This window comes from Streptomyces sp. NPDC054975, assembly GCF_053609105.1.
Window position 1 is genome coordinate 25,177 of the sequence record NZ_JBSGWV010000039.1, and the last position, 20,115, is coordinate 45,291.

The window sequence follows — 20,115 nt, forward strand, 5'->3', positions numbered from 1 at the left end:
ACATGAGCGACCGCTTAGTACCTTCGCAGACGAGACGCTAGAAGCCCTGGCACCCGGTGTCAACGGCCCACCGGGTGCACCAGCTCACTCCGTGGCGCGCGGCCGACGGGTCAGCGCACCAGCAGATCGAGCAGCCTGTCGACCTCGCCCTCGGGATCGGTCGTCAGACCCGTGTGCACCGGGCCCGGCTGGACGACCGTGGAGCGGGGTGCGATGAGCCAGCGGAAGCGCCGACCGGCATCGTCGCGGGACGCCTGACCGGCGTCCTCGCCACCGAGGCAGACCCCCTCGACCGCGTGCAGGGCGGCCCGTACGCCGACCACGTCCGCGCCGGGGTCGAGAGCGCGGAGCTTGGCCTCGTCCAGGTGCGTCCGGGCGGCGACGTAGGACTTGGCGCGGCAGTAGACCACCACACCGGCGTTGAAACACTCACCGCGCTCGACGCGTGGCACGACGCGCAGCAGCGCGTACTCGAAGACATCGCGGTCGGTCACGTGGTGCGGTCCTTCTGGGTGGAGTGCGGCCGGGGGGCGAGACGGTCGGCCAGCCAGCCGGGCGGCTGCGCGTGCCGGCGCTCGACGCGCGGACCGAGGGTGACGCGCTCGTGGATGGTCGCGGCGCGCGGCAGCAGCGCCTCCACGTAGGCCTGGCGCAGCGCGTCGGTGCTGTCGAAGCCGGGCTCGTCGACGAGCCATTCGTCGGGCACGTCGGCGGCGACCTCCTCCAGGAGCTCTCGCGTGACGAGCGGCGCGAGCTCGGCCGCGGCGGCGGCGACGTCCGGCGAGAACGGCGCGAGGGCGTGGTCGGAGGCGTCGTACGGCTTGGCGGCGGAGGCCTGGGCGCCCGGCCAGTTGTGGTGCCAGATCATGGTGGCGCCGTGGTCGATCAGCCACAGGTCGCCGTGCCAGACGAGCATGTTCGGGTTCCGCCAGGACCGGTCGACGTTGTTGATCACCGCGTCGAACCAGACGACCTTCCCCGCCTCCTTGGGGTCCACCTCGTACGCCAGCGGGTCGAACCCCAGGGAACCGGGCAGGTAGTCCATCCCGAGGTTGAGCCCGCCACTGGCCTTCAGCAGCTCCTGCACCTCCTGATCGGGCTCCGAGAGCCCGATCACGGGATCGAGCTGAATCCCGACCAACTCGGGCACCCGCAGCCCGAGCCGCCGCGCGAGCTGCCCGCAGACGACTTCGGCGACCAGCGTCTTCCGCCCCTGCCCGGCGCCGGTGAACTTCATGACGTACGTACCGAGATCGTCGGCCTCGACGATCCCGGGGAGCGAGCCGCCCTCACGCAAGGGCGTGACATAGCGGGTCGCTGTGACTTCTGTCAGCATCGTCCCAGGCTATCGGGCGGCCGATCTTCACCTCCAAGCCGCGCTCACGTGCTGAGCCGCACCGTGTTCCCCGCCCTTCCGCCCGCGAGGACCTCGATGCGGACCCCGGTGTCCGGGTCGGTGAACGTCTGGCCGGGTGCGTACGTGGCCAGGTCCAGCTGGGTACAGCCCGGGGGCGGGGTCGCGGTGAGGTTCGCGTTCATGACCCGTACCGGGCCCTCGCCGGTGGGGGCGGCGGAGTCGACCTTGTAGACGAGGACGCCGTCGGCGCACGCGGTCGCGTCGTTGCCCTCGGCCCGGCGGGCCTCCGCGACGTAGGCCGTCGTCCGACCGGTGCGCAGTACGGCGATCTTGGTTCCGCCGGGTCGTTCCACCGCGGTCAGCCTCACCGTGCGGCGGCCGGAGTCGGGGAGGCACGCGACCTGGTGGTCGTCGGTCCAGCCGAGCTTCCAGGAGTGCCAGCCGAGGTACTGCGGGGCGGCTCCGGCGATGTCGCCCATGACGTCCCAGCCGCCCACGAACCGGTGGGTGGCGCCGGTGAAGGCGTACAGGTCGGGCAGGCCGAAGGTGTGGGACGTCTCGTGGGCGACGACCTTGTGGCCCCAGCGCCACATGTCCTGGCCGAAGGTGACGGCCCACTTGACGCGGGTGCCGTCTGCCGTGATCCCGGCCGTGTTCGGGTCGTAGAGGTAGGTCGGGGAGAAGGGGACGGCGGTCGCCGCCCTGGTGGGGACGACATGGACCATGTCGTACCGCGAGAAGTCCGCGTGCGGGTCGGCGGCCGTGATCGCGTCGCGCAGGTACTTCTCGTGGACCTCGAAGGTGAGGCCGCGTGCGAAGCCGTAGGAGGTGGAGTCGGCGGGCATGCGTATCCAGCGGTGCAGCGCGGTGTTCTGGAGCCGGAGGCGGCCGTAGCTGGCCCGGTTCATCCAGGCGGCGGCCGGGGCCAGTTGGGCGGCGTACGGCTCGGTGGAGTCGGTGGCCTGGGCGTCGGGGAAGTCGACGAAGAGGGTGAGGACGCGCCGGGTTCCGGTGGACGGCTGGAACTGGTGCCGGTCGGTGTCGTGGCCCTCGTCGGTCCAGCCGGTCTCTCCCGGAAGCGCGCAATCGGCAGCCCGCGCCGGGGAGTTCGGTGCCGCGGACGCGGCGCCGGGGACGGACAGGACGGATGCGAGGACAGCTGCGGCGGCGAGGGGTCGCAGTATGCGGGACAGGGTGGTCATGGCTCTCCCGTCGGAGGCGGGTGGGTTGGTGGGTGTGTGGGTGGCGTGGGTGTGTGGGTGGCGTGGGGGGTACGGAGCCGGGCTACGCGCGGCCGGCCGCGAGGTCCATCAGCCGCGACAGCACCCGTCCACCGGAGGCGCTGACGCCGTCGTGCTCCCATTCGTTGGTGACCCACACGCGGGTGGCGCCGACGTCACGTGCGGTACGCAGCGAGAGCTCCGCGTCCACGTACATGTCGTCGTGGTAGACGATCGCCGCGAGCGGGACACGGTTGGCGGCCAGGCGGTGCGGGTCGTAGAGCGGCGGCCAGTCCGTGCGTTCGGCCAGCAGCTCGGCGGCCTCGGCGAAGGGGCGCAGGCCCTTGATGTCCCGGAACATCCAGGGGTAGATCATCTCGCCGGTGAGAAGGAGGGGATCCGCGTCCTCGGCGAACTCCGGGTAGCCGGCCATCACGCGGGACGCCGCCCAGCCGGTGGGCTTGTCCCCTTGCCCGTAGAGGGTCTCCTGCATGACGGCGAAGAGCGGATTGTCGGTGAAGCCGGTCAGGGCCATCACCTGGTGGAGGAAGGTGTCGGTCAACTCCCCCTCCGAGTCGATGGCTTCGTCGAGCAGCCAGTGGATCCGCTCGAAGCCGTCCCCCATGCCGAGGGCGAGACCGAGGGTCCGCAGGCGCCGGGTGGTGAGCCGGTCGCCGTCGGGCAGCCGGACGTCGGTCGCGCTCAGGAGGTGGGCGATGCGGCGCAGCCGATCGGCGTCCTGCGGATAACGGGCGTAGAGGTCGAGGACGCGCTCCCGCACGCGCGGGTAGGTGCGGGCGTACACGTCGTCGGCGGTGGCGGACAGGCCGGGCAGGCCTCCGGTGACGTAGCACGCCCGAAGCCCTTCGGGCGCCTGCGAGAGGTAGGTGAGCGTGATGAAACCGCCGTAGCTCTGGCCGAGCGTCTCCCACGGTTCGTCGCCGCACAGCTGTCTGCGGATCAGTTCGGCGTCCGCGACGATGGCGTCCGCGCGGAAGTGCCCTAGGTGGTCGGCGAGTTGAGCGGGGCTTGCGAAGCCGGCGGCCGCTCGCGCGGTGACGGGAGCGGAGCGTCCGGTGCCGCGTTGGTCGAGGAGGAGCACACGGTGGGACTTGAGGGCCTCGGGCAGCCACGCGGGTGAACCGAACTGGGGACGCGGCGACTTGCCGCCGGGTCCGCCCTGGAGGAAGAGCAGCCAGGGAAGTTGCTCGCCGGTCCGGCCCGGGTCGGCGACCTCGCGGGCGAAGAGCTGGATGGTCGGGCCGTGCGGGGCCGCGTGGTCGAGGGGGACGGTGAAGACGTGGTCGACGGTCGCGTACGAGGGGTTCATGGGTCCCTTCCACGGTGGGAGGCCGTGCTGTGACGTGTGACATTGCATGCTCATGAGTGAGCACGGCCCGGCCCCCAGGGGCGGGGAGCCCTCACCTGTCCATCAGCCCGCGTCCTGGCTGAGGCCCTCGCCCGTCAGCCGGTCACGGCCGTCAGCTCGTCGCGGCCCGCTTCGCCGCCCAGAGGGAGCGGACGTGACTCAGGTGCCGGGTCATGCACTTCTCCGCGCCTTTCGCGTCGCCCGCGAGCATCAGGTCGAGCAGCTCCAGGTGCTCCTCGGCGGACGGGATCAGGTCACCGCTCTCGTCCAGTGCGGTGAGCCCGTACAGGCGGGAGCGCTTGCGCAGGTCGCCGACCGTCTCGACGAGCCTCTCGTTGCCGCAGAGCGCCAGCAGCGAGAGGTGGAAGCGGCGGTCGGCCTCCAGGTAGCCGATCAGGTCGTGCTCGCGCGCGGAGCGCACGATCTCCTCGGCGACCGGCCGCAGCGCCTCCAGTTCCTCCCGGGTGGCGCTGCGGGTGATCCGTCCGACCATGGGTACCTCGATGAGGGCGCGGATCTCGCTGTACTGGTCGAGGTCCTTCTCGGAGACCTCGGTGACCCGGAACCCCTTGTTGCGGACGGGCTCGACCAGACCCTCCCGGGCCAGGTCGAGCATCGCCTCACGCACGGGCGTCGCCGAGATGCCGAAGTCCTCCGCGAGCGTGGGCGCCGAGTACACCTGGCCCGGACGGAGTTCGCCGGAGATCAGGGCGGCCCGCAGGGCATGGGCGACCTGGTCGCGCAGCCGCTCGCGGGTGGCGCCGAGGTCGCGCTGTTGCAGGTGCCCCATGGTGTTCCCTTCGTACCGCCGAGATCACCAGCGTACAATGTCACGTTGCCCGGGCCGGGGCCAGCGTGTAGGTGCGGCTCGTGGTGTAGAAGTCCAGGGCGGCCCGTCCCTGTTCGCGGGGGCCGTGGCTGGATGCCTTGGAGCCACCGAAGGGCAGATGGAAGTCGACGCCGGTGGACGGGGCGTTGATCCGGATCATCCCGGTGTCGAGGCGGTCGAGTCCGGTGAGGGCCGCGTCCAGGTCCGCGGTGTGGACCGACGTGACCAGTCCGTACGGCACCGAGTTGGTGATCCGCACCGCATGGGCGAGGTCGTCGGCGGGGAGCAGGGCCGCGACGGGGCCGAAGACCTCTTCGCGCAGGAGCCGGTGCCCGCCAGGCACCTGCTCGACGAGGGTCGGTGCCGCGTACCAGCCGGGGCCCTCGGGCACGGTACCGCCGGTGAGCGCGCGCAGGCCGTGCCACGCGTCGCCGACCTGATCGCGGGCGTATTCGCTGATGAGCGGCCCGCACACGGTCGCCGCGTCGGCCGGGTCGCCCACCGGGATCGCCCGCAGCGCCTCCGTGAGCGCTTCACGCAGCGGGGCGTGGGCGGCGCCGACCGCGATCACGCGGCTGGTGGCGGTGCACTTCTGGCCCGCGTACCCGGCGATCGCGGCGGCGATGTGGGCCGCCGCCCGCTCGATGTCGGCGTCCGGCAGGACCAGGGCCGCGTTCAGGCCGCCCATCTCCGCCTGGACGGGGATGCCCCGCGCGGTCGCGGCACGCGCCACCGCCTGGCCGACGGCGGTGGAGCCGGTGAACGAGACGACGTCGGCGGAGGTGACGAGCGCGTTCCCCTCGGTGGAGCCGCCGGGCAGGACGGTGAACACCTCTGTGGGCAGGGCACGTTGGACGATCTCGGCGAGGCGCTGGGCACAGGCGGTCGCCTCCGGGGCGGGCTTGAGGACGACCGTGTTGCCGACCGCGAGGGCGGGGGCGGCCTTCCAACTCGGGATGGCGAAGGGGAAGTTCCACGGGGTGACGAGCCCCGCCACCCCGTGCGGGCGGCGGCGGGTCAGGAGCAGCCCGGTACCGGCCGCGGGCTCGTGGACGGCGCCGGTGGGCTCGAAGGGCGCCTGGGCGTAGTACCGCCAGATCGCGGCGGTACGCGCGACCTCGGCCCTCGCCTCGGTGAGGGGCTTGCCCACCTCGCGTACGGCGAGCGCGGCCAGCTCCTCGGACGCCGCCTCGACGGCCGCGGCGACCGCGGCGAGGGCCGCCGACCGGGCGGCCGCCCCGCCGGCCAGCCAGCCGGCCTGGGCGGCCCGCGCCCGCTCCACGGCGTCCGCCGCGGCGAAGGCCCCGGGGGCCGGGATCTGGAGCAGTACGTCGGTGGGGTCGGCCGGATTGCGGGAGAGGAGAGAGATGACTTCTGCGGTCACAGGAGGAAGCCTCCGGGGAACGGGTCGGTGGGATCGAGGAAGTACTGCGCGGTGCCGGTGATCCAGGCCCGGCCGGTGACGGTGGGGACGACGGCGGGCAGGCCGCCGACCTCCGTCTCCTCGATGAGCCGACCGGTGAACTCCGTACCGATGAAGGACTCGTTGACGAAGTCGCGGCCGAGCGGGAGTTCGCCACGGGCGTGCAGCTGCGCCATCCGCGCGGACGTGCCGGTGCCGCACGGCGAGCGGTCGAACCATCCCGGGTGGATGGCCATCGCGTGCCGGGAGCGGACGGCGTCGGAGCCGGGCGCCGCCAGATAGACGTGCTTGACGCCGGAGATGTCGGGGCGCTCCGGGTGGACCGGCCGGTCCGGCGAGGCGTTGATCGCCGCCATGATGGCCATACCGGCGGCCAGCAGGTCGTCCTTGCGGGCACGGTCGAAGGGCAGCCCCAGGTCGTCGAGGTGGACGAAGGCGTAGAAGTTGCCGCCGAACGCGAGGTCGTAGGTCACCGTTCCGTGTCCGGGGACCTCGACCTTGCGGTCAAGGCCCGCGCAGAACGCGGGCACGTTGGTGAGGGTGACGGACTCGGCCGCGCCGTCCTTCACCCGTACGTCGACGCCGACCAGGCCCGCCGGGGTGTCGAGGCGGACGGTGGTGACCGGCTCGGTGACCGGCACCATGCCCGTCTCGACGAGGACCGTGGCCACTCCGATGGTGCCGTGCCCGCACATGGGCAGGTAACCGGAGACCTCGATGTAGAGGACGCCGTAGTCGGCGTCGGGGCGGGTGGGCGGCTGGAGGATCGCGCCGCTCATCGCCGCGTGGCCACGCGGCTCGTACATCAGCAACGTCCGTACGTGGTCGAGGTGTTCCATGAAGTGGAGACGGCGCTCGGCCATGGTGGCGCCGGGGATCACCCCGACGCCACCGGTGATGACGCGCGTGGGCATGCCCTCGGTGTGCGAGTCGACGGCGTGGAAGACGTGGCGGGTGCGCATGCGGACTCCTTTCGGTCGGACCGTCAGGCCCTCAGTGGTGGCCGTCGGCGATGGCCTTCTCGGTCGCTTCCCGCACACCGACCTCGATCGGGCCCGTGAGCGGGAAGCGCGGGGGGCGGACCGGGCCGCCGTGGCGGCCGACGATGTCCATGGACAGCTTGATCGCCTGGACGAACTCGGTCTTCGAGTCCCAACGCAGCAGCGAGTGGAGCGACTTGTAGAGAGGGACCGCGGTGTGCAGGTCGCCCGAGACCGCGGCGTGGTAGAGCTCGGCGCAGGTGGCCGGGAAGGCGTTGGGGTAGCCGGCGATCCAGCCGACGGCGCCGGCCACGGCGAGTTCGAGGAGGACGTCGTCGGCGCCGATCAACAGGTCGAGTTCCGGTGCGAGTTCGGCGATCTCGTAGGCGCGTCGGACATCGCCGGTGAACTCCTTCACGGCGACGATGTGCCCCTCGGCGTGCAGCTGGGCAAGCACGGCGGGAGTCAGGTCGACCTTGGTGTCGAAGGGGTTGTTGTACGCCACGACGGGGAGACCGGCCCGGGCCACCTCGGCGTAGTGCGCGCGGACGGCCTCATCGTCGGCGCGGTAGGCGTTCGGCGGCAGGAGCAGCACGGAGCCGCATCCCTCCTCGGCCGCCTGGTCCGCCCAGCGCCGGGACTCCGCGCTGCCGTAGGCGGCGACGCCGGGCATGACCCGGGCGCCGTCGCCCGCGGCCTCGACCGCGGTACGCACCACGCGGGCGCGCTCCTCGTCGGTGAGCGTCTGGTACTCGCCGAGCGAGCCGTTGGGGACGACGCCGTCACAGCCGTTGTCGATGAGCCGGCGGACGTGCTCGGCGTAGGCGTCGTAGTCGACGGAGAGGTCCGCGCGTAGGGGGAGGGTGGTGGCGACCATGATGCCGCGCCAGGGACGTGCGGAGTTCCAAGTGGTGTCGGTCGAGCCGGTCATGACGGTGGCCTTTCAATAGTGTGTGACATTTCACTGAGGTGGACGTGGTGGCCCGAGAGGCACCGGGGATCAGTTGTCCGGCGGGATGCCCTCCTCCGGGAGGGCACCATCCTCCTCGGACGCGTCCGGCGCGTCGAGGGCGCCGAGCAACCCGAGCCTGACGGGGACGGCGAACGGGCGGCGCTCCTCCGACGGAGGCACCGATCCGCCGCCGGCCGCGAGGCAGGCCACGGCCGCACCGCACATTCGGCCCTGACACCACCCCATCCCCGCCCGGGTCAGGAGCTTGACGCTCCTCGCGTCACGGGCGCCCAGCTCGTCGACCGCCGCGCGGACCCGTCCGGCGGTGACTTCCTCGCAGCGGCACACGTCCGTGTCGTCGGTCAGCCAGTGCGGCCAGTCGGGACCGGGCGCGTGCGCGGCCGCCATGACCTCGGCGAAGACGCGCATACGGTCCCGTTGGCGGCGCAGCCGCGCCGCCCTCCCGCTCCCGGCGAGGGTAGGCCGCCCGCGCAACCGGGCGGCGATGGCGAGGCCCGCCAACTCGCCCTCGATCAGGGCGAGTCGGGCGCCGCCCACTCCGCCCGTCTCCCCCGCGGCCCACAGTCCGGGCACGGAGGTCTCCTGGAACTCGTCCAGGACGAGGGCGGTCGTCGCGTCGGCGGTTCGGCGGGTGGCGCAGCCGAGTCCGGTGGCGAGCTCGATCTGGGGCGCGAGGCCGTGCCCCACGGCGAGGGCGTCGCATGCGATCCGGCGGACCGGCCCCCGTACGGGCCGCCAGTTCCGGTCGAGCCGGGCGACGGTGACGGCCTCCACCCGTTCGGCGCCGTGCACCTGGACGACGGCGCTGCGGGTGCGGACCGGGATTCCATGGCGGAGCAGCGCCGCGCCGTGGACGACGGCTTCCGAGAGCTTGTACGGATTGGTGGCGAGGGCGCGCGGGTGGCGGGCGTACCGCAGATAGCCGGTCGCCTCCACGACGGCGGGGACGCGCGCTCCCGCGGCGGCGAGCGAGGTGGCGACGGCGAGCAGCAGCGGGCCGCTGCCCGCGACGACGATCCGTCGGCCCGGCAGGGCGAGCCCCGACTTGAGCATCGCCTGCGCGCCACCGGCACCCACGACGCCCGGCAGGGTCCAGCCCGGGAAGGGGAGTTGGCGCTCGGCCGCCCCAGTGGCCAGCAGGACGGCCCTCGCCCGCACGCGTACGGGCTTTTCTCCGTCGCCGTCGGCGCCGGTCACCGCGTGCACCGACCACAGGCCGTCCTCGTCCCGTGTGACCGACCAGACGTGATGGCCCGTCAGGTGCGTGATGTCACCGGCGTCCCGGCGTCGGCACAGCTCCGCGAAGGCCGACCAGTCGTGGTGCAGCGCCTCGGGGCGGACCGCTCCGAGCGCCGGTGCGGGCTGCCGGTAGAACTGGCCGCCCACCTGGGTGGACGTGTCCAGCAGAGCCACCGAGAGGCCGGACTCCGAGGCAGTGACGGCGCCGGACAGGCCGGCTGATCCCGCGCCGATGACGGCGAGGTCGTGGGTTTCAGACGCCGAGATCGGCACGGCCGTGTCCTTCCTGCGTGGTGATCGCGTCTCCAGGGCGCGCCGGGACGAGGCAGGCCCTCCGGTTGGGCTCCCCGTTGATGGTGGCGAGGCAGTCGTAGCACTGGCCGATGCCGCAGAAGGCGCCTCGGGGTCGGCCGCCCACCCGGGTGGTGCGCCAGGCGAGTACACCGGCCGACCACAGCGCGGCGGCGACGGACTGACCGGGCAGGGCGGACAGGGGCCGTCCGTCCAGGGTGATCTCGAACGGCGGCTCGGGCTGCGCCCCGACCAGTTCGGCGGGGGTACGGGCCACGGCGGGCCTCCTCTCGTGCGGCTCAGACGGCGGGTGCGAATCGGTCGGGCGTGAACGGCCCGATGTCGAGCGGCGGTTCGCCGCCGCTCAGGCACCGGGCGACGATCAGCCCGGTGACCGGCGCGAGGCCGATCCCCGCGCCCTCGTGGCCGCAGGCGTGCAGCAGCCCGGGGACGCGCGGATCGGGACCGATGGCGGGCAGATGGTCCGGCAGGTACGGGCGGAAGCCCGCGTACGTCCGCATCACCCGCACCCCGGCGAGGACGGGGAACAGCTCCGTGGCCCCGGCCGCGAGGCGCCGCAGCACCTCGACCGACAACGACCGGTCGAAGCCCACCCGTTCACGGCTGGCGCCGATCAGAACCGGGCCCGCGGGTGTCCCTTCGACCACGGCCGATGTCTGCAGCGCGGCGGACCCGCTGGCCACGTCGGCGACGTAGTCCGCGGCGTACACCTTGTGCCGCACCACGCGTGGCAGCGGTTCGGTGACCAGGACGAAACCCCGGCGCGGCAGCACGGGCAGCTCGACCCCGGCGAGCCGGGCGATCTCCCCGCCCCAGGTTCCGGCGGCGTTGACCACGTACGGGGCATGGATCTCCCCCGTACGGGTGCGGACCCCGCGGATCTCGCCGCCGGCCCCGGTGAGCAGGCCGGTGACCTCCTCGCCGAGCTCGACGCGCACCCGCTCCCCCGCCGCCCTCAGCAGATGGGCGGCGGCCAGGGCGGGTTGGACCTGGGCGTCCTGCGGATAGTGGAAGCCGCCCGCGAGGCCCGGGGCGAGGTGGGGTTCGAACTCGCGCAGCCCGTCCGCCGGGACCTCGTGCGCCGTGACCCCCGTCTTCCGCTGGGCGGCGGCGAAGCCGCGCAGCGCGGTCAGGCCGGTCTCGGCGGAGGCGACGACGAGGCCCCCCTTGGCCTCGTACTCGATCGCGGCGGGGAGCCGCTCCGCGAGCTCGCGCCACAGAGCGGCGGAGATCAGGGCGAGTTCGAGTTCGGGGCCGGGTTCCTTGTCGGAGACCAGGAGGTTGCCCTCACCGGCACCGGTGGTGCCACCCGCCAGCGGACCGCGGTCGAGCACGGTGACGGTGAGGCCGGCGCGGGCGGAGTAGTAGGCGCACGCGGCGCCGACCACACCCGCTCCCACGACGATCACGTCCGAGGAGTTTCTCGTGAGCACGTCAGTAACATTTCACATTGCACAGGCCCTGACAAGACCCGCGTCGCCGTTTCAACGCTCCGCGACCTACCCGCGACAACACTTCCCGACCACACCCGACCGCACCCTCGGACACGGCTCGGTAACGGGAGGCTCGACACCTTGTCAGTACCATTTCACATTATTATTTTACTGGTCACCTTCCAGCCTCGGCTGCCCAACTGTTCTCGGAGTGACCACTGATGAACAAGCGCACCCTGCATGCCGTCGCCGCCACCCTGGCGACGACCGTCGCACTCGTCACCGCCGGCTGCTCCGGCGGCCACTCCGGCGCGGGCCAGGGCGGCGCCGGCCGAAAGAACCCGGCAACCGCCAACGAGGGAGCGGTGGTCGGCGGCACGCCGCAGAAGGGCGGCACGCTGACCGTCCTCTCCAACCAGGACTTCAGCCACCTCGACCCGGCCCGCAACTGGGTGGTGAGCGACATGGACTTCGGCACCCGGCTGCTGTACCGCACGCTGGTGACCTACAAGGCGGAACCGGGCGCCAAGGGCGGGGAGTTGACACCCGACCTCGCCGAGGACCTCGGCGTCTCCTCCAACGGGGCCAAGACCTGGACCTTCACGCTCAAGAAGGGCCTGAAGTACGAGGACGGGACCCCGATCACCGCCCAGGACGTCAAGTACAACGTCGAGCGGTCCTTCTCCCCCGACCTCCCCGGCGGCCCCGACTACGCCGCCCGATACCTCGCCGGGGCCGAGGGCTACCAGGGCCCGGCCCAGGGCAAGCACCTGGACTCCGTCAAGACCCCCGACGACCGCACGATCGTCTTCGAACTGCGCAAGCCCTTCGCCGAGTTCCCCTACGCCACGGTCCTGCCCACCTTCGCCCCGGTGCCGAAGTCGCGGGACAAGGGCCCCCAGTACGACAACCGCCCGTTCTCCTCGGGCCCGTACAAGATCGAGTCGTACGCCCGGGACAAGCAGCTCGTCCTGGTCCGCAACACCCACTGGGACCCGGCGACGGACGGCGTGCGCAAGGCGTACCCGGACCGCGTGGTGGTGGTCATGGGCCTCAAGGCCCACCAGATCGACGACCGGCTCATCGCGTCCCAGGGCCCGGACGCCTCCGCCGTCTCCTGGGACAAGCTGCGCCCCGAGTCCACCCCCAAGGTGCTCACCCGGGCCGAGGTGAAGGCGCGGCTCCTCGCCGAGTCCACCAACTGCACGGAGATGGTGCAGATGCACACCGGTCGCGCCCCCTTCGACAACGTCAAGGTCCGCCAGGCCGTGCAGTACGCCCTGGACCGCGAGGCCGTCGTGACGGCCTCCGGCGGCCCCGCCGTCAACGATCCCGCCACCGCGCTCATGCCCGGCTCGCTCTTCGGTGGCAAGCAGCCCGACACCCTGAAGATTCCGGTCACCGGTGACGCGGAGAAGGCCAAGCAGCTTCTCAAGGAGGCGGGCAAGCCGGACGGCTTCACCACGAGCATCACCGTCTCCAACGGAGACAAGGGAGTCGGCGAGGCGATCCAGCAGTCCCTCGGCCGGGCCGGGATCAAGGTCGTGATCGAGACCGTCGACCCGTCCGCCTTCTACGACACCATCGGCGACACCAAGAGCCGCACCGATCTCGTCTACACCGGCTGGTGCCCCGACTACCCCTCCGGCTCCACCTTCCTGCCCTTCGTCTTCGACGGCCGCTACATCAAGGAGAAGGGCAACTCCGGCAACCACTCGCTCTTCCGCGACGACGCCACGATGCGGCGGATGGACGCGATCGCCGCCATGACCGACGCCGCGCAGGCCAACAAGGCCTGGCAGCAGCTGGACGGGGAGATCCTCACCAAGGCCCCGACGGCCCCCGCCGTCGTCGAGCGGAAGCCGCTGCTGCTCGGCACCAACATCGCGGGAGCCTTCGGCCACACCTCCTTCGGCGGCCAGGTCGACTACGCGACGGTCGGCCTCAAGGACTCCTCCGCGAACCAGAACTGAGGACCCACCAGACCATGTCCTCCCTCTCCTCACCCGTGGACGGCGTTCCCGCGGGCAGCGGCCCCTGGCAGCTCGCCCGCGCGGAACTGCGCCGTCGCACCTCCGTCAAGATCTCCCTCGTCGTGGTGGCTCTCTTCGCCGTCATGGCGGTGGCCGCACCGCTGCTCAGCGCGCTGGGCGGCTGGTCCCCCGAGGAGTTCGACAAGTCCGCGATCGACCCGTACCTGGGCGGCCAGCCCCTCGGCCCGCTGGGCGGCATCTCGACCGAGCACTGGCTCGGCGTCGAACCGGTCACCGGCCGCGATCTGTTCGCCCGCGTCGTCCACGGCGCGCAGGTCTCCCTCCTCATCGCCTTCGCCGCCACCGCGATCGTCGTCGTCGCCGGTACGGCGGCCGGCATCACCGCCGGCTACTTCGGCGGGCGTACCGACGCCGTCCTCTCCCGGCTGATGGACCTCACCATGTCCTTCCCCTCCCTCATCTTCATGATCGCGATGATGTCGGTGGCCAGGGACGTCAACCGGGTCGTCCTGATGACCGCCGTCATCGGCCTGTTCGGCTGGCCCGGCATCGCCCGCGTCGTGCGCGGACAGACCCTCTCGCTCAAGCACCGCGAGTACGTCGACGCCGCGCGGGTCGGCGGGTCGGGGCCCTGGCGGATCCTCACCCGCGACATCCTCCCGGGCGTCGCCGGGCCGGTCATCGCGTACACGACCCTGATCATCCCGGGGATGATCGCCACCGAGGCGGCCCTGAGCTACCTGGGGGTCGGCGTCCGTCCGCCCACCCCGTCGTGGGGCCAGATGATCGCGGAGAGCGTCACGTACTACGACACGGACCCCATGTACTTCGTCATCCCGAGCCTCTGCCTCTTCCTCACCGTGCTCGCGTTCACCCTGCTCGGGGACGCTCTGCGGGACATCCTCGACCCGAGAGGCAGCCGCGCATGACCGTCTACCTCGGCCGCCGGCTGCTCGGCGTCGCCGGCGTCCTGATCGCCATCGCCGCCGTCACCTTCACCATCTTCTACGTCCTGCCTTCCGACCCGGCCGCGGCGGCCTGCGGCAAGGCGTGCAGCGCCGAGCGCCTGGAGGCGATCCGCGCCCACATGGGCCTGGACGAGCCGCTGTGGCGGCAGTTCGGGGACTTCGTCACCGGAGTCTTCACCGGCCGCACCATGGGCAGCGGCCAGTACGCCCTGCACTGCGACTTCCCGTGCCTGGGCTACTCGTACGAGAACAGCCAGAGCGTGTGGGACCTGCTGGTCGACCGGCTCCCGGTCTCCGCCTCGCTCGCGCTGGGCGCCGCGATCATCTGGCTGGTCCTCGGGCTCTCGGCGGGCGTCGCCGCCGCCCTGCGCAAGGACACCCTCACCGACCGCGTCCTGATGGTCGGCGCGGTCACCGCCGCCTCACTGCCCGTCTACTTCACCTCGGTGATGCTGATCTACGGGCTGATCCGGGTGGCCGGCCTCCTCCCCTATCCGCAGTACGTGGCCTTCGGCTCCGACCCCGTCGGCTGGGCCTCCAACCTGCTGCTGCCCTGGCTGGCGCTGGCGTTTCTGTACGCGGCCATGTACGCCCGCCAGAGCCGCAGTTCGATGATCGAGACCATGGCGGAGCCGTACATCCGCACCGCCCGGGCCAAGGGCCTGCCGCGCCGCAAGGTCGTCGTCAAGCACGGTCTGCGGGCCGGCATGACGCCCATCCTCACCATTTTCGGGATGGACCTGGGCGGCCTCCTCGCGGGCGCCGTGATCACCGAGTCCATCTTCGGTCTTCCCGGCATCGGGCGGCTGTTCTACGGCGCCCTGTCCACCGGTGACCAGCCGGTCATCCTGGGCGTCACCCTGCTCGCCGCCACCTTCATCGTCGTCGCCAACCTGGCCGTCGACCTGCTCTACGCCGTCGTCGACCCGCGAGTGAGGTTCTGATGGCCGACTCCCCGCACGACTCCGCCCCCCTGTTGTCCGTACGGGACCTGACGGTGACCTTCCCGACGAAGCACGGTCCGGTACGCGCCGTGGACTCCCTCTCGTTCGAGGTGCGGCCGGGCCGGACGCTGGGCATCGTCGGCGAGTCCGGCTCCGGCAAGTCCGTCACGTCCATGGCGGTGCTCGGTCTGCACACCGGCGCGGAGGTCACCGGCTCGATCCGGCTGGCCGGCCGGGAACTCGTCGGGCTCTCCGAGCGCGCGTTCGCCCGCCTGCGCGGCCGGCGCATCGCGATGATCTTCCAGGACCCGCTCTCCAGCCTCCATCCGTACTACACGGTGGGCGAGCAGATCGCCGAGCACCACCGGGTCCACTTCGGCAGCGGTCGCAAGGCCGCCCGCGAGCGGGCAGTCGAGGCGCTGGCGGAGGTCGGCATCCCCGAACCCAGGCGCCGCGCGGGGGAATACCCGCACCAGTTCTCCGGGGGTATGCGCCAGCGCGTGATGATCGCGATGGCGCTCGCCTGTGAACCCGATCTACTCATCGCCGACGAGCCCACCACCGCCCTGGACGTCACCGTCCAGGCCCAGATCCTGGAGTTGATCGCCCGGATACAGGAGCAGCGGGACCTCGCCGTCGTCATGATCACCCATGACCTGGGGGTGGTCGCCCGCGTCGCCCACGACGTGCTGGTGATGTACGGGGGCAGAGCCGCCGAACAGGCCCCGGTCGACGACCTGTTCGCGTCGCCGGCCCACCCCTACACCCGGGGGCTGCTCGACTCCCTGCCCCGCCTCGACGACAGCGACAACGCGCCGCTGCGCGCGATCCCCGGCAGCCCTCCGTCGCTGCTCACCCCCGCTCCCGGCTGCGCGTTCGCGCCGCGGTGCCCCCGGCTCGCCGAGACACCGGCCGACGAGCGCTCCCGCTGCGCGACCGAGCGCCCGCTGCTCGGCGGGCCGGCCGGGCACCCGGTCGCCTGCCACTTCCCCGCATTCCGCACCCCCGCCCACGAAGGCGCCGCCACATGACCGATCAACCTCTGCTGTCCGTCAGGGACTTGACGATGACCTTCCCCGGCAGGCGCCGCTCGTCGGCGCCGGTCCGGGCCGTCGACGGCATCGGCTTCGACGTGGCGGCGGGCGAGACGCTGGGCCTGGTCGGCGAGTCCGGCTGCGGCAAGTCGACCACGGGCCGTCTGATCGTCCGGCTCCTGGAGCCGACCGCGGGCTCCGTCACGTACGAAGGCCGCGACATCAGCCATCTCTCGCAGCGCGAGCTGAAGCCGCTCCGCAGGGAGCTCCAGATGGTCTTCCAGGACCCGCACTCCTCGCTCAACCCACGCCAGACGGTGGCGCGGATCATCTCCGATCCGCTGCTGGTGCAGGGGAGTTCGGCCACGGACGCCCGCAAGCGGGCCGCGGAGCTGATGGAACTGGTCGGGTTGATCCCCGAGCACATCGACCGCTATCCGCACGAGTTCTCCGGCGGCCAGGCGCAACGCATCGGCATCGCCCGCTCGCTGGCCACACGACCGCGGCTCGTCGTCGCCGACGAACCGGTCTCCGCCCTCGACGTCTCCGTCCAGGCCCAGATCGTCAACCTGATGGAGCGGCTGCAGCGCGAACTCGGACTCGCGTACCTCTTCATCGCCCACGACCTGTCGGTGGTCAAGCGGGTCTGCGACCGCGTGGCGGTGATGTACCTGGGCCGGATCGTGGAGATCGGCGCCAAGGAGCGGGTGTACGCCGCCCCTGCCCACCCGTACACCAGGGCGCTGCTCTCGGCCGTCCCGCTGCCCGACCCGGCGGCCGAACGGGCTCGTGAGCGCATCACCCTGCTCGGCGACCCCCCGAGCCCGGCCGCTCCCCCACCCGGCTGCACCTTCCACCCGCGTTGCCCCAAGGCGCAGGAGATCTGCCGCTCCGAGGCACCCCTGCTTCGCATCACGGCGCCGGGCGAGGCGAGGGAGGTGGCCTGCCACTTCCCCGAGGCCACCTGAACGGGCCCCCCACGTGCCCCGGCTCGCAGCTACGTGTGTGCCGGTCGGCGCGCAGCACCACGGGGGACGCGGTCGGCGGGCAGGTCCCGGATCCACCGGGCCTGCCCGCCGGGCCGCCGTCCGTCAGGCGGCGGAGAGAGCCTCCAGAAGGTCGCCGACCTGGGGGTTGGGCAGAGCGCGCGCCACGTCCGCCTGGGCCACGACGCCCACCAGGGTGTGCCCGTCGATCACGGGCAGTCGACGCACCTCGTGCTCCTTCATGGTGCGCAGGATCTCGTCCACCTCGTCGTCGGCGCCGATCGTGACGGCTTCGCCCTGAGCGAGCTCACCGGCCTTACACGTCGCCGGGTCCTTCCCCTGGCCGAGGACCTTCACGACGATGTCGCGGTCGGTCAGCATGCCCTTGAGCTTCTCGTCGCTGCCGCAGATCGGCAGCGCCCCCACGCCCAGCTCGGTCATCTTCTTCGCCGCGTCCAGGACGGACTCGGTGGCTTTCACGCACGTCGGGTCCGGGGTCATGATCTCCCGTGCGGTGGTCATCACCAGTCTCCTTTCGCATGGAACCTCGCCACCCGCCTGCCCGGTATATCCCCACGCATGCAATCCACCCGATCCGGTCGAAAGCACCCTGCTGCTGGCGGCGGGGTGACTCTCCGGCGTGTGCGTTTGGGGTGCGGCGCAAACAGGGAGATGCTCCGTTCATCACACATCCGTGTCATGCAAAGAGAGGCGCCGCTGTGAGCGAGTTCGACATCTGGGTGTACCACCCGAGCGCGGGCTACCAGCAGGGGGTCGACATCATCGGCTACAAGGTCGAGGCGACCGACGGCCATATCGGCAAGATCGACAAGCACTCCGAGGACGTGGGTTCCTCCTACGTCGTCGTCGACACAGGGACGTGGATCTTCGGCAAGCACGTCCTGCTTCCCGCCGGGACGATCAAGCTGATCGACTCGACCAAGAAGACGGTGTACGTCAACCGGACGAAGGACGAGATCAAGGACGCCCCGGAGTACGACGAGGCCGAGGAGTCCCGGGAATCCGGGGAACCCGGCTACCTGGAGCGGTTCGCCCGGTACTACCGCCAACCCCACATGTAGGGCTCTCAGCCCCTCCCGGCCGTCCCGAACGGGTGGGAGAACCGGACGCCGCCCCCGCGGATGCACGCCCGCTCTGTGGGTAGACGCGCTCTCGCCCCGCGGGGGCGGGGCGGCCGGAACCGCCCGGAGAGGAGCGCTCAATGAATCTCACGGAAGCAGCAGACGAATTGCGCAGGCCAGTCACCGATGCCGATCCCGAGCCCGGCACGTCCGGCGAGGTCGGCACCTCCGGCGAGACCGGCGAGTCCGGCACGTCGGGCACGTCCGGGACGTCCGGGACGTCCGGCGAGGCGACGACCCGAGACCCGGCGAGCCAGGCCCTGCCGGTCGACCACACCCAGGCCATTCTCGAGGCGACGAAGGCGGTCGGCGCCATTCTCAAGACGTCCGGGTGCCCGTTCGCGCTGGTCGGCAGCGTCGCCACCTACGCCCACGGCCTGCCGCTCCGGCTTCGGCACGACACCGACTTCGCCGTGCGCCGGGAGGACGCCGAGAAGATCACCCGTCTGCTGCGTGAGCAAGGGGTGCGCATCGTCGATCGGCCGGAGGACTGGCTGATCAAGGCCCACACCGGCACGGCGGAGATCGACCTGATCTTCGCGCTGGCCGGGCACCCGGTCACCGACGAGCTCCTCGGCCGGGCCGAGACCCTGCCCGTGGACTCCGTACACATGCCCGTCCTGGCCCCCACTGACCTCATGATCAGCCGACTCGCGGCCCTGTCCGAGCACCACTGCGACTTCGGACCGCTGCTGCCCGTGGCGCGGGGGTTGCGGGAGCGCATCGACTGGGACGCCGTACGCCAGGAGACGGGGAGCGCCCCGATGGCGGCGGCCTTCCTGTACCTGCTCGAACTGCTCGACGTCGTACCGCAGCGTCTCACTACGGAAGGAGGGCCCGATGACGGCCGGTGACCAGGGCGCGTATCTGGGCGAGTACAGGGTCGAGCACGTACGGGAGCGCCTCGCGCGCGGGGACGTGGCCGAGCTCGGCATCCATGTGGAACTGCGCGGGGGGACGGTCCTCCTCTCCGGCACCGTGTCGACCGCGGCACGGCGCGACGAGATCCTGCGCCTGGCGCAGTCCGAACTCGCGGGCATTCCCGTGCGCGCCGACCTCGTCGTCGTCGGCTCCGAACCGCCCACTCGACACGAGGAGTTGCCATGAGCGGCGCGATCGGGACGGAGTCGGCCGGGCCCGATGTCGTGCGCGTCGCGGCGGTCGGTGACATCCATTTCGGACCGGACTGCCGCGGGCTGCTCCGTCCGGCATTCGCGACGCTTCCGGACTGCGCCGACGTCCTGTTGCTGGCCGGCGACCTCACCCGGCACGGCACCGTCTCCGAGGCCGAGGTGGTGGCCGAGGAGGTGGCCGACCTCGGCGTTCCCGTCGTGGCCGTTCTCGGCAACCACGACTACCACTCCGGGGAGGAGGCGGGCGTGACCCGCGCCCTGACCGAGGCGGGGGTCTCGGTCCTGGAGGGGGACTCCGTGCAGCTTTCGGTGGGCGGGCACAAGGTCGGTATCGCGGGGGTGAAGGGTTTCTGCGGAGGGTTCGCGGGGCGTAGCGCGGGCGAGTTCGGCGAGCCGGAGATGAAGAGCTTCGTCCGTACGGCCCGGCAGGGTGCGTCCGACCTTGGCCGGGCCCTGGGGGAGCTCACGGCGGACGGCTGCCAGGTCAGGATCGCCCTGACGCACTTCTCCCCGGTGCCCGACACGCTGGCGGGGGAACCGCTGGAGATCTACCCGTTCCTCGGGAGCTACCTCTTGGCGGAGGCCATCGACGAGCAGGGGGCGGACCTCGCCGTCCACGGTCACGCGCACCTCGGCACGGAGCACGGCATGACCTCCGGAGGCGTCCATGTCCGCAACGTGGCGCAGCCGGTGATCGACCGCGCCTTCGCCCTCTACGACCTGCCCCTGAACGGCCGAGCCGGCCGAGCCTCGACCCGGCCGACCTGACCGCCGGGAGA

General features: G+C 71.8%; 21 protein-coding genes. 9 read left to right on the top strand and 12 right to left on the bottom strand.

Annotated elements, in window-relative coordinates:
• Positions 1-110: 110 nt before the first annotated feature.
• The 11 genes from ACWF79_RS26660 to ACWF79_RS26710 all read right to left on the bottom strand — a co-directional run bounded on the left by ACWF79_RS26660 (position 111) and on the right by ACWF79_RS26710 (position 11,135).
• On the bottom strand, positions 111-494 hold the full coding sequence (locus tag ACWF79_RS26660) for a DUF3037 domain-containing protein (RefSeq protein WP_453730683.1): 384 nt from the start codon (positions 492-494) through the stop codon (positions 111-113).
• On the bottom strand, positions 491-1,336 hold the full coding sequence (locus ACWF79_RS26665; RefSeq protein WP_453730684.1) for a HipA family kinase: 846 nt from the start codon (positions 1,334-1,336) through the stop codon (positions 491-493). Before ACWF79_RS26665 ends, ACWF79_RS26660 begins: the two co-directional genes overlap by 4 nt.
• A gap of 44 nt (positions 1,337-1,380) precedes the next feature.
• Positions 1,381-2,559, bottom strand: a complete 1,179-nt coding sequence (locus ACWF79_RS26670; RefSeq protein WP_453730685.1) for a M6 family metalloprotease domain-containing protein — start codon at positions 2,557-2,559, stop codon at positions 1,381-1,383.
• An 82-nt stretch (positions 2,560-2,641) separates the two neighbouring features.
• A complete protein-coding gene (locus tag ACWF79_RS26675) occupies positions 2,642-3,907 on the bottom strand; it encodes an alpha/beta fold hydrolase (protein ID WP_453730686.1) in 1,266 nt (421 codons plus the stop codon).
• A 151-nt stretch (positions 3,908-4,058) separates the two neighbouring features.
• Positions 4,059-4,736 carry a GntR family transcriptional regulator gene (locus ACWF79_RS26680; protein WP_453730687.1) on the bottom strand — a complete coding sequence of 226 codons (678 nt, stop codon included), beginning with the start codon at positions 4,734-4,736 and terminating at the stop codon, positions 4,059-4,061.
• Positions 4,737-4,776: 40 nt separating this feature from the next.
• Positions 4,777-6,159, bottom strand: coding sequence for an aldehyde dehydrogenase family protein (locus ACWF79_RS26685; RefSeq protein ID WP_453730688.1), 1,383 nt, complete (start codon positions 6,157-6,159; stop codon positions 4,777-4,779).
• On the bottom strand, positions 6,156-7,160 hold the full coding sequence (locus ACWF79_RS26690) for a proline racemase family protein (RefSeq protein ID WP_453730689.1): 1,005 nt from the start codon (positions 7,158-7,160) through the stop codon (positions 6,156-6,158). The genes ACWF79_RS26685 and ACWF79_RS26690 overlap by 4 nt, the downstream gene beginning before the upstream one ends.
• A gap of 31 nt (positions 7,161-7,191) precedes the next feature.
• Positions 7,192-8,109 carry a dihydrodipicolinate synthase family protein gene (locus ACWF79_RS26695; RefSeq protein WP_453730690.1) on the bottom strand — a complete coding sequence of 306 codons (918 nt, stop codon included), beginning with the start codon at positions 8,107-8,109 and terminating at the stop codon, positions 7,192-7,194.
• A gap of 69 nt (positions 8,110-8,178) precedes the next feature.
• On the bottom strand, positions 8,179-9,663 hold the full coding sequence (locus ACWF79_RS26700; protein WP_453730691.1) for an FAD-dependent oxidoreductase: 1,485 nt from the start codon (positions 9,661-9,663) through the stop codon (positions 8,179-8,181).
• Positions 9,644-9,958 carry a (2Fe-2S)-binding protein gene (locus tag ACWF79_RS26705; protein ID WP_453730692.1) on the bottom strand — a complete coding sequence of 105 codons (315 nt, stop codon included), beginning with the start codon at positions 9,956-9,958 and terminating at the stop codon, positions 9,644-9,646. Before ACWF79_RS26705 ends, ACWF79_RS26700 begins: the two co-directional genes overlap by 20 nt.
• A gap of 22 nt (positions 9,959-9,980) precedes the next feature.
• The gene (locus ACWF79_RS26710; protein ID WP_453730693.1) at positions 9,981-11,135 is read right to left on the bottom strand and encodes an NAD(P)/FAD-dependent oxidoreductase; all 1,155 of its coding nucleotides are present in this window, start codon (positions 11,133-11,135) and stop codon (positions 9,981-9,983) included.
• A gap of 221 nt (positions 11,136-11,356) precedes the next feature.
• Here ACWF79_RS26710 and ACWF79_RS26715 point away from each other — a divergent pair, with 221 nt between their 5' ends.
• From ACWF79_RS26715 to ACWF79_RS26735, 5 genes are read left to right on the top strand one after another with little or no spacing between them, the layout of a single operon-like run.
• On the top strand, positions 11,357-13,108 hold the full coding sequence (locus ACWF79_RS26715) for an ABC transporter substrate-binding protein (RefSeq protein ID WP_453730694.1): 1,752 nt from the start codon (positions 11,357-11,359) through the stop codon (positions 13,106-13,108).
• 14 nt (positions 13,109-13,122) lie between these two features.
• Positions 13,123-14,058 carry an ABC transporter permease gene (locus ACWF79_RS26720; RefSeq protein WP_453730695.1) on the top strand — a complete coding sequence of 312 codons (936 nt, stop codon included), beginning with the start codon at positions 13,123-13,125 and terminating at the stop codon, positions 14,056-14,058.
• Positions 14,055-15,041 (top strand): ABC transporter permease, encoded by a 987-nt coding sequence (locus ACWF79_RS26725; protein WP_453730696.1) that lies wholly within the window; start codon positions 14,055-14,057, stop codon positions 15,039-15,041. The genes ACWF79_RS26720 and ACWF79_RS26725 overlap by 4 nt, the downstream gene beginning before the upstream one ends.
• Positions 15,041-16,072 carry an ABC transporter ATP-binding protein gene (locus ACWF79_RS26730; RefSeq protein ID WP_453730697.1) on the top strand — a complete coding sequence of 344 codons (1,032 nt, stop codon included), beginning with the start codon at positions 15,041-15,043 and terminating at the stop codon, positions 16,070-16,072. Before ACWF79_RS26725 ends, ACWF79_RS26730 begins: the two co-directional genes overlap by 1 nt.
• A complete protein-coding gene (locus ACWF79_RS26735) occupies positions 16,069-17,043 on the top strand; it encodes an ABC transporter ATP-binding protein (RefSeq protein ID WP_453730698.1) in 975 nt (324 codons plus the stop codon). Before ACWF79_RS26730 ends, ACWF79_RS26735 begins: the two co-directional genes overlap by 4 nt.
• A gap of 123 nt (positions 17,044-17,166) precedes the next feature.
• Here the strand turns inward: ACWF79_RS26735 and ACWF79_RS26740 are convergent, their stop codons facing one another.
• Positions 17,167-17,583, bottom strand: a complete 417-nt coding sequence (locus ACWF79_RS26740) for a CBS domain-containing protein (RefSeq protein WP_453730699.1) — start codon at positions 17,581-17,583, stop codon at positions 17,167-17,169.
• 197 nt (positions 17,584-17,780) lie between these two features.
• On the opposite strand from ACWF79_RS26740, the gene ACWF79_RS26745 reads away from it, so the two are divergent.
• From ACWF79_RS26745 to ACWF79_RS26760, 4 genes are all read left to right on the top strand, one after another.
• The gene (locus ACWF79_RS26745; protein WP_453730700.1) at positions 17,781-18,143 is read left to right on the top strand and encodes a PRC-barrel domain-containing protein; all 363 of its coding nucleotides are present in this window, start codon (positions 17,781-17,783) and stop codon (positions 18,141-18,143) included.
• A 140-nt stretch (positions 18,144-18,283) separates the two neighbouring features.
• Entirely contained in the window at positions 18,284-19,057 is a 774-nt protein-coding gene (locus ACWF79_RS26750) for a nucleotidyltransferase family protein (RefSeq protein ID WP_453730701.1), read from the top strand.
• Entirely contained in the window at positions 19,044-19,310 is a 267-nt protein-coding gene (locus ACWF79_RS26755; RefSeq protein ID WP_453730702.1) for a BON domain-containing protein, read from the top strand. The genes ACWF79_RS26750 and ACWF79_RS26755 overlap by 14 nt, the downstream gene beginning before the upstream one ends.
• The gene (locus ACWF79_RS26760; RefSeq protein WP_453730703.1) at positions 19,307-20,104 is read left to right on the top strand and encodes a metallophosphoesterase family protein; all 798 of its coding nucleotides are present in this window, start codon (positions 19,307-19,309) and stop codon (positions 20,102-20,104) included. The genes ACWF79_RS26755 and ACWF79_RS26760 overlap by 4 nt, the downstream gene beginning before the upstream one ends.
• The last annotated feature ends 11 nt before the right edge of the window (positions 20,105-20,115 follow it).

Excerpts from the sequence above, each read along its gene's own strand:
- ACWF79_RS26665 (WP_453730684.1), bottom strand. The coding sequence starts at position 1,336 with ATGCTGACAGAAGTCACAGCGACCCGCTATGTCACGCCCTTGCGTGAG.
- ACWF79_RS26670 (WP_453730685.1), bottom strand. The coding sequence starts at position 2,559 with ATGACCACCCTGTCCCGCATACTGCGACCCCTCGCCGCCGCAGCTGTC.
- ACWF79_RS26675 (WP_453730686.1), bottom strand. The coding sequence starts at position 3,907 with ATGAACCCCTCGTACGCGACCGTCGACCACGTCTTCACCGTCCCCCTC.
- ACWF79_RS26680 (WP_453730687.1), bottom strand. The coding sequence starts at position 4,736 with ATGGGGCACCTGCAACAGCGCGACCTCGGCGCCACCCGCGAGCGGCTG.
- ACWF79_RS26690 (WP_453730689.1), bottom strand. The coding sequence starts at position 7,160 with ATGCGCACCCGCCACGTCTTCCACGCCGTCGACTCGCACACCGAGGGC.
- ACWF79_RS26695 (WP_453730690.1), bottom strand. The coding sequence starts at position 8,109 with ATGACCGGCTCGACCGACACCACTTGGAACTCCGCACGTCCCTGGCGC.
- ACWF79_RS26715 (WP_453730694.1), top strand. The coding sequence starts at position 11,357 with ATGAACAAGCGCACCCTGCATGCCGTCGCCGCCACCCTGGCGACGACC.
- ACWF79_RS26720 (WP_453730695.1), top strand. The coding sequence starts at position 13,123 with ATGTCCTCCCTCTCCTCACCCGTGGACGGCGTTCCCGCGGGCAGCGGC.
- ACWF79_RS26725 (WP_453730696.1), top strand. The coding sequence starts at position 14,055 with ATGACCGTCTACCTCGGCCGCCGGCTGCTCGGCGTCGCCGGCGTCCTG.
- ACWF79_RS26730 (WP_453730697.1), top strand. The coding sequence starts at position 15,041 with ATGGCCGACTCCCCGCACGACTCCGCCCCCCTGTTGTCCGTACGGGAC.
- ACWF79_RS26735 (WP_453730698.1), top strand. The coding sequence starts at position 16,069 with ATGACCGATCAACCTCTGCTGTCCGTCAGGGACTTGACGATGACCTTC.
- ACWF79_RS26740 (WP_453730699.1), bottom strand. The coding sequence starts at position 17,583 with ATGACCACCGCACGGGAGATCATGACCCCGGACCCGACGTGCGTGAAA.
- ACWF79_RS26750 (WP_453730701.1), top strand. The coding sequence starts at position 18,284 with ATGAATCTCACGGAAGCAGCAGACGAATTGCGCAGGCCAGTCACCGAT.
- ACWF79_RS26755 (WP_453730702.1), top strand. The coding sequence starts at position 19,044 with ATGACGGCCGGTGACCAGGGCGCGTATCTGGGCGAGTACAGGGTCGAG.
- ACWF79_RS26760 (WP_453730703.1), top strand. The coding sequence starts at position 19,307 with ATGAGCGGCGCGATCGGGACGGAGTCGGCCGGGCCCGATGTCGTGCGC.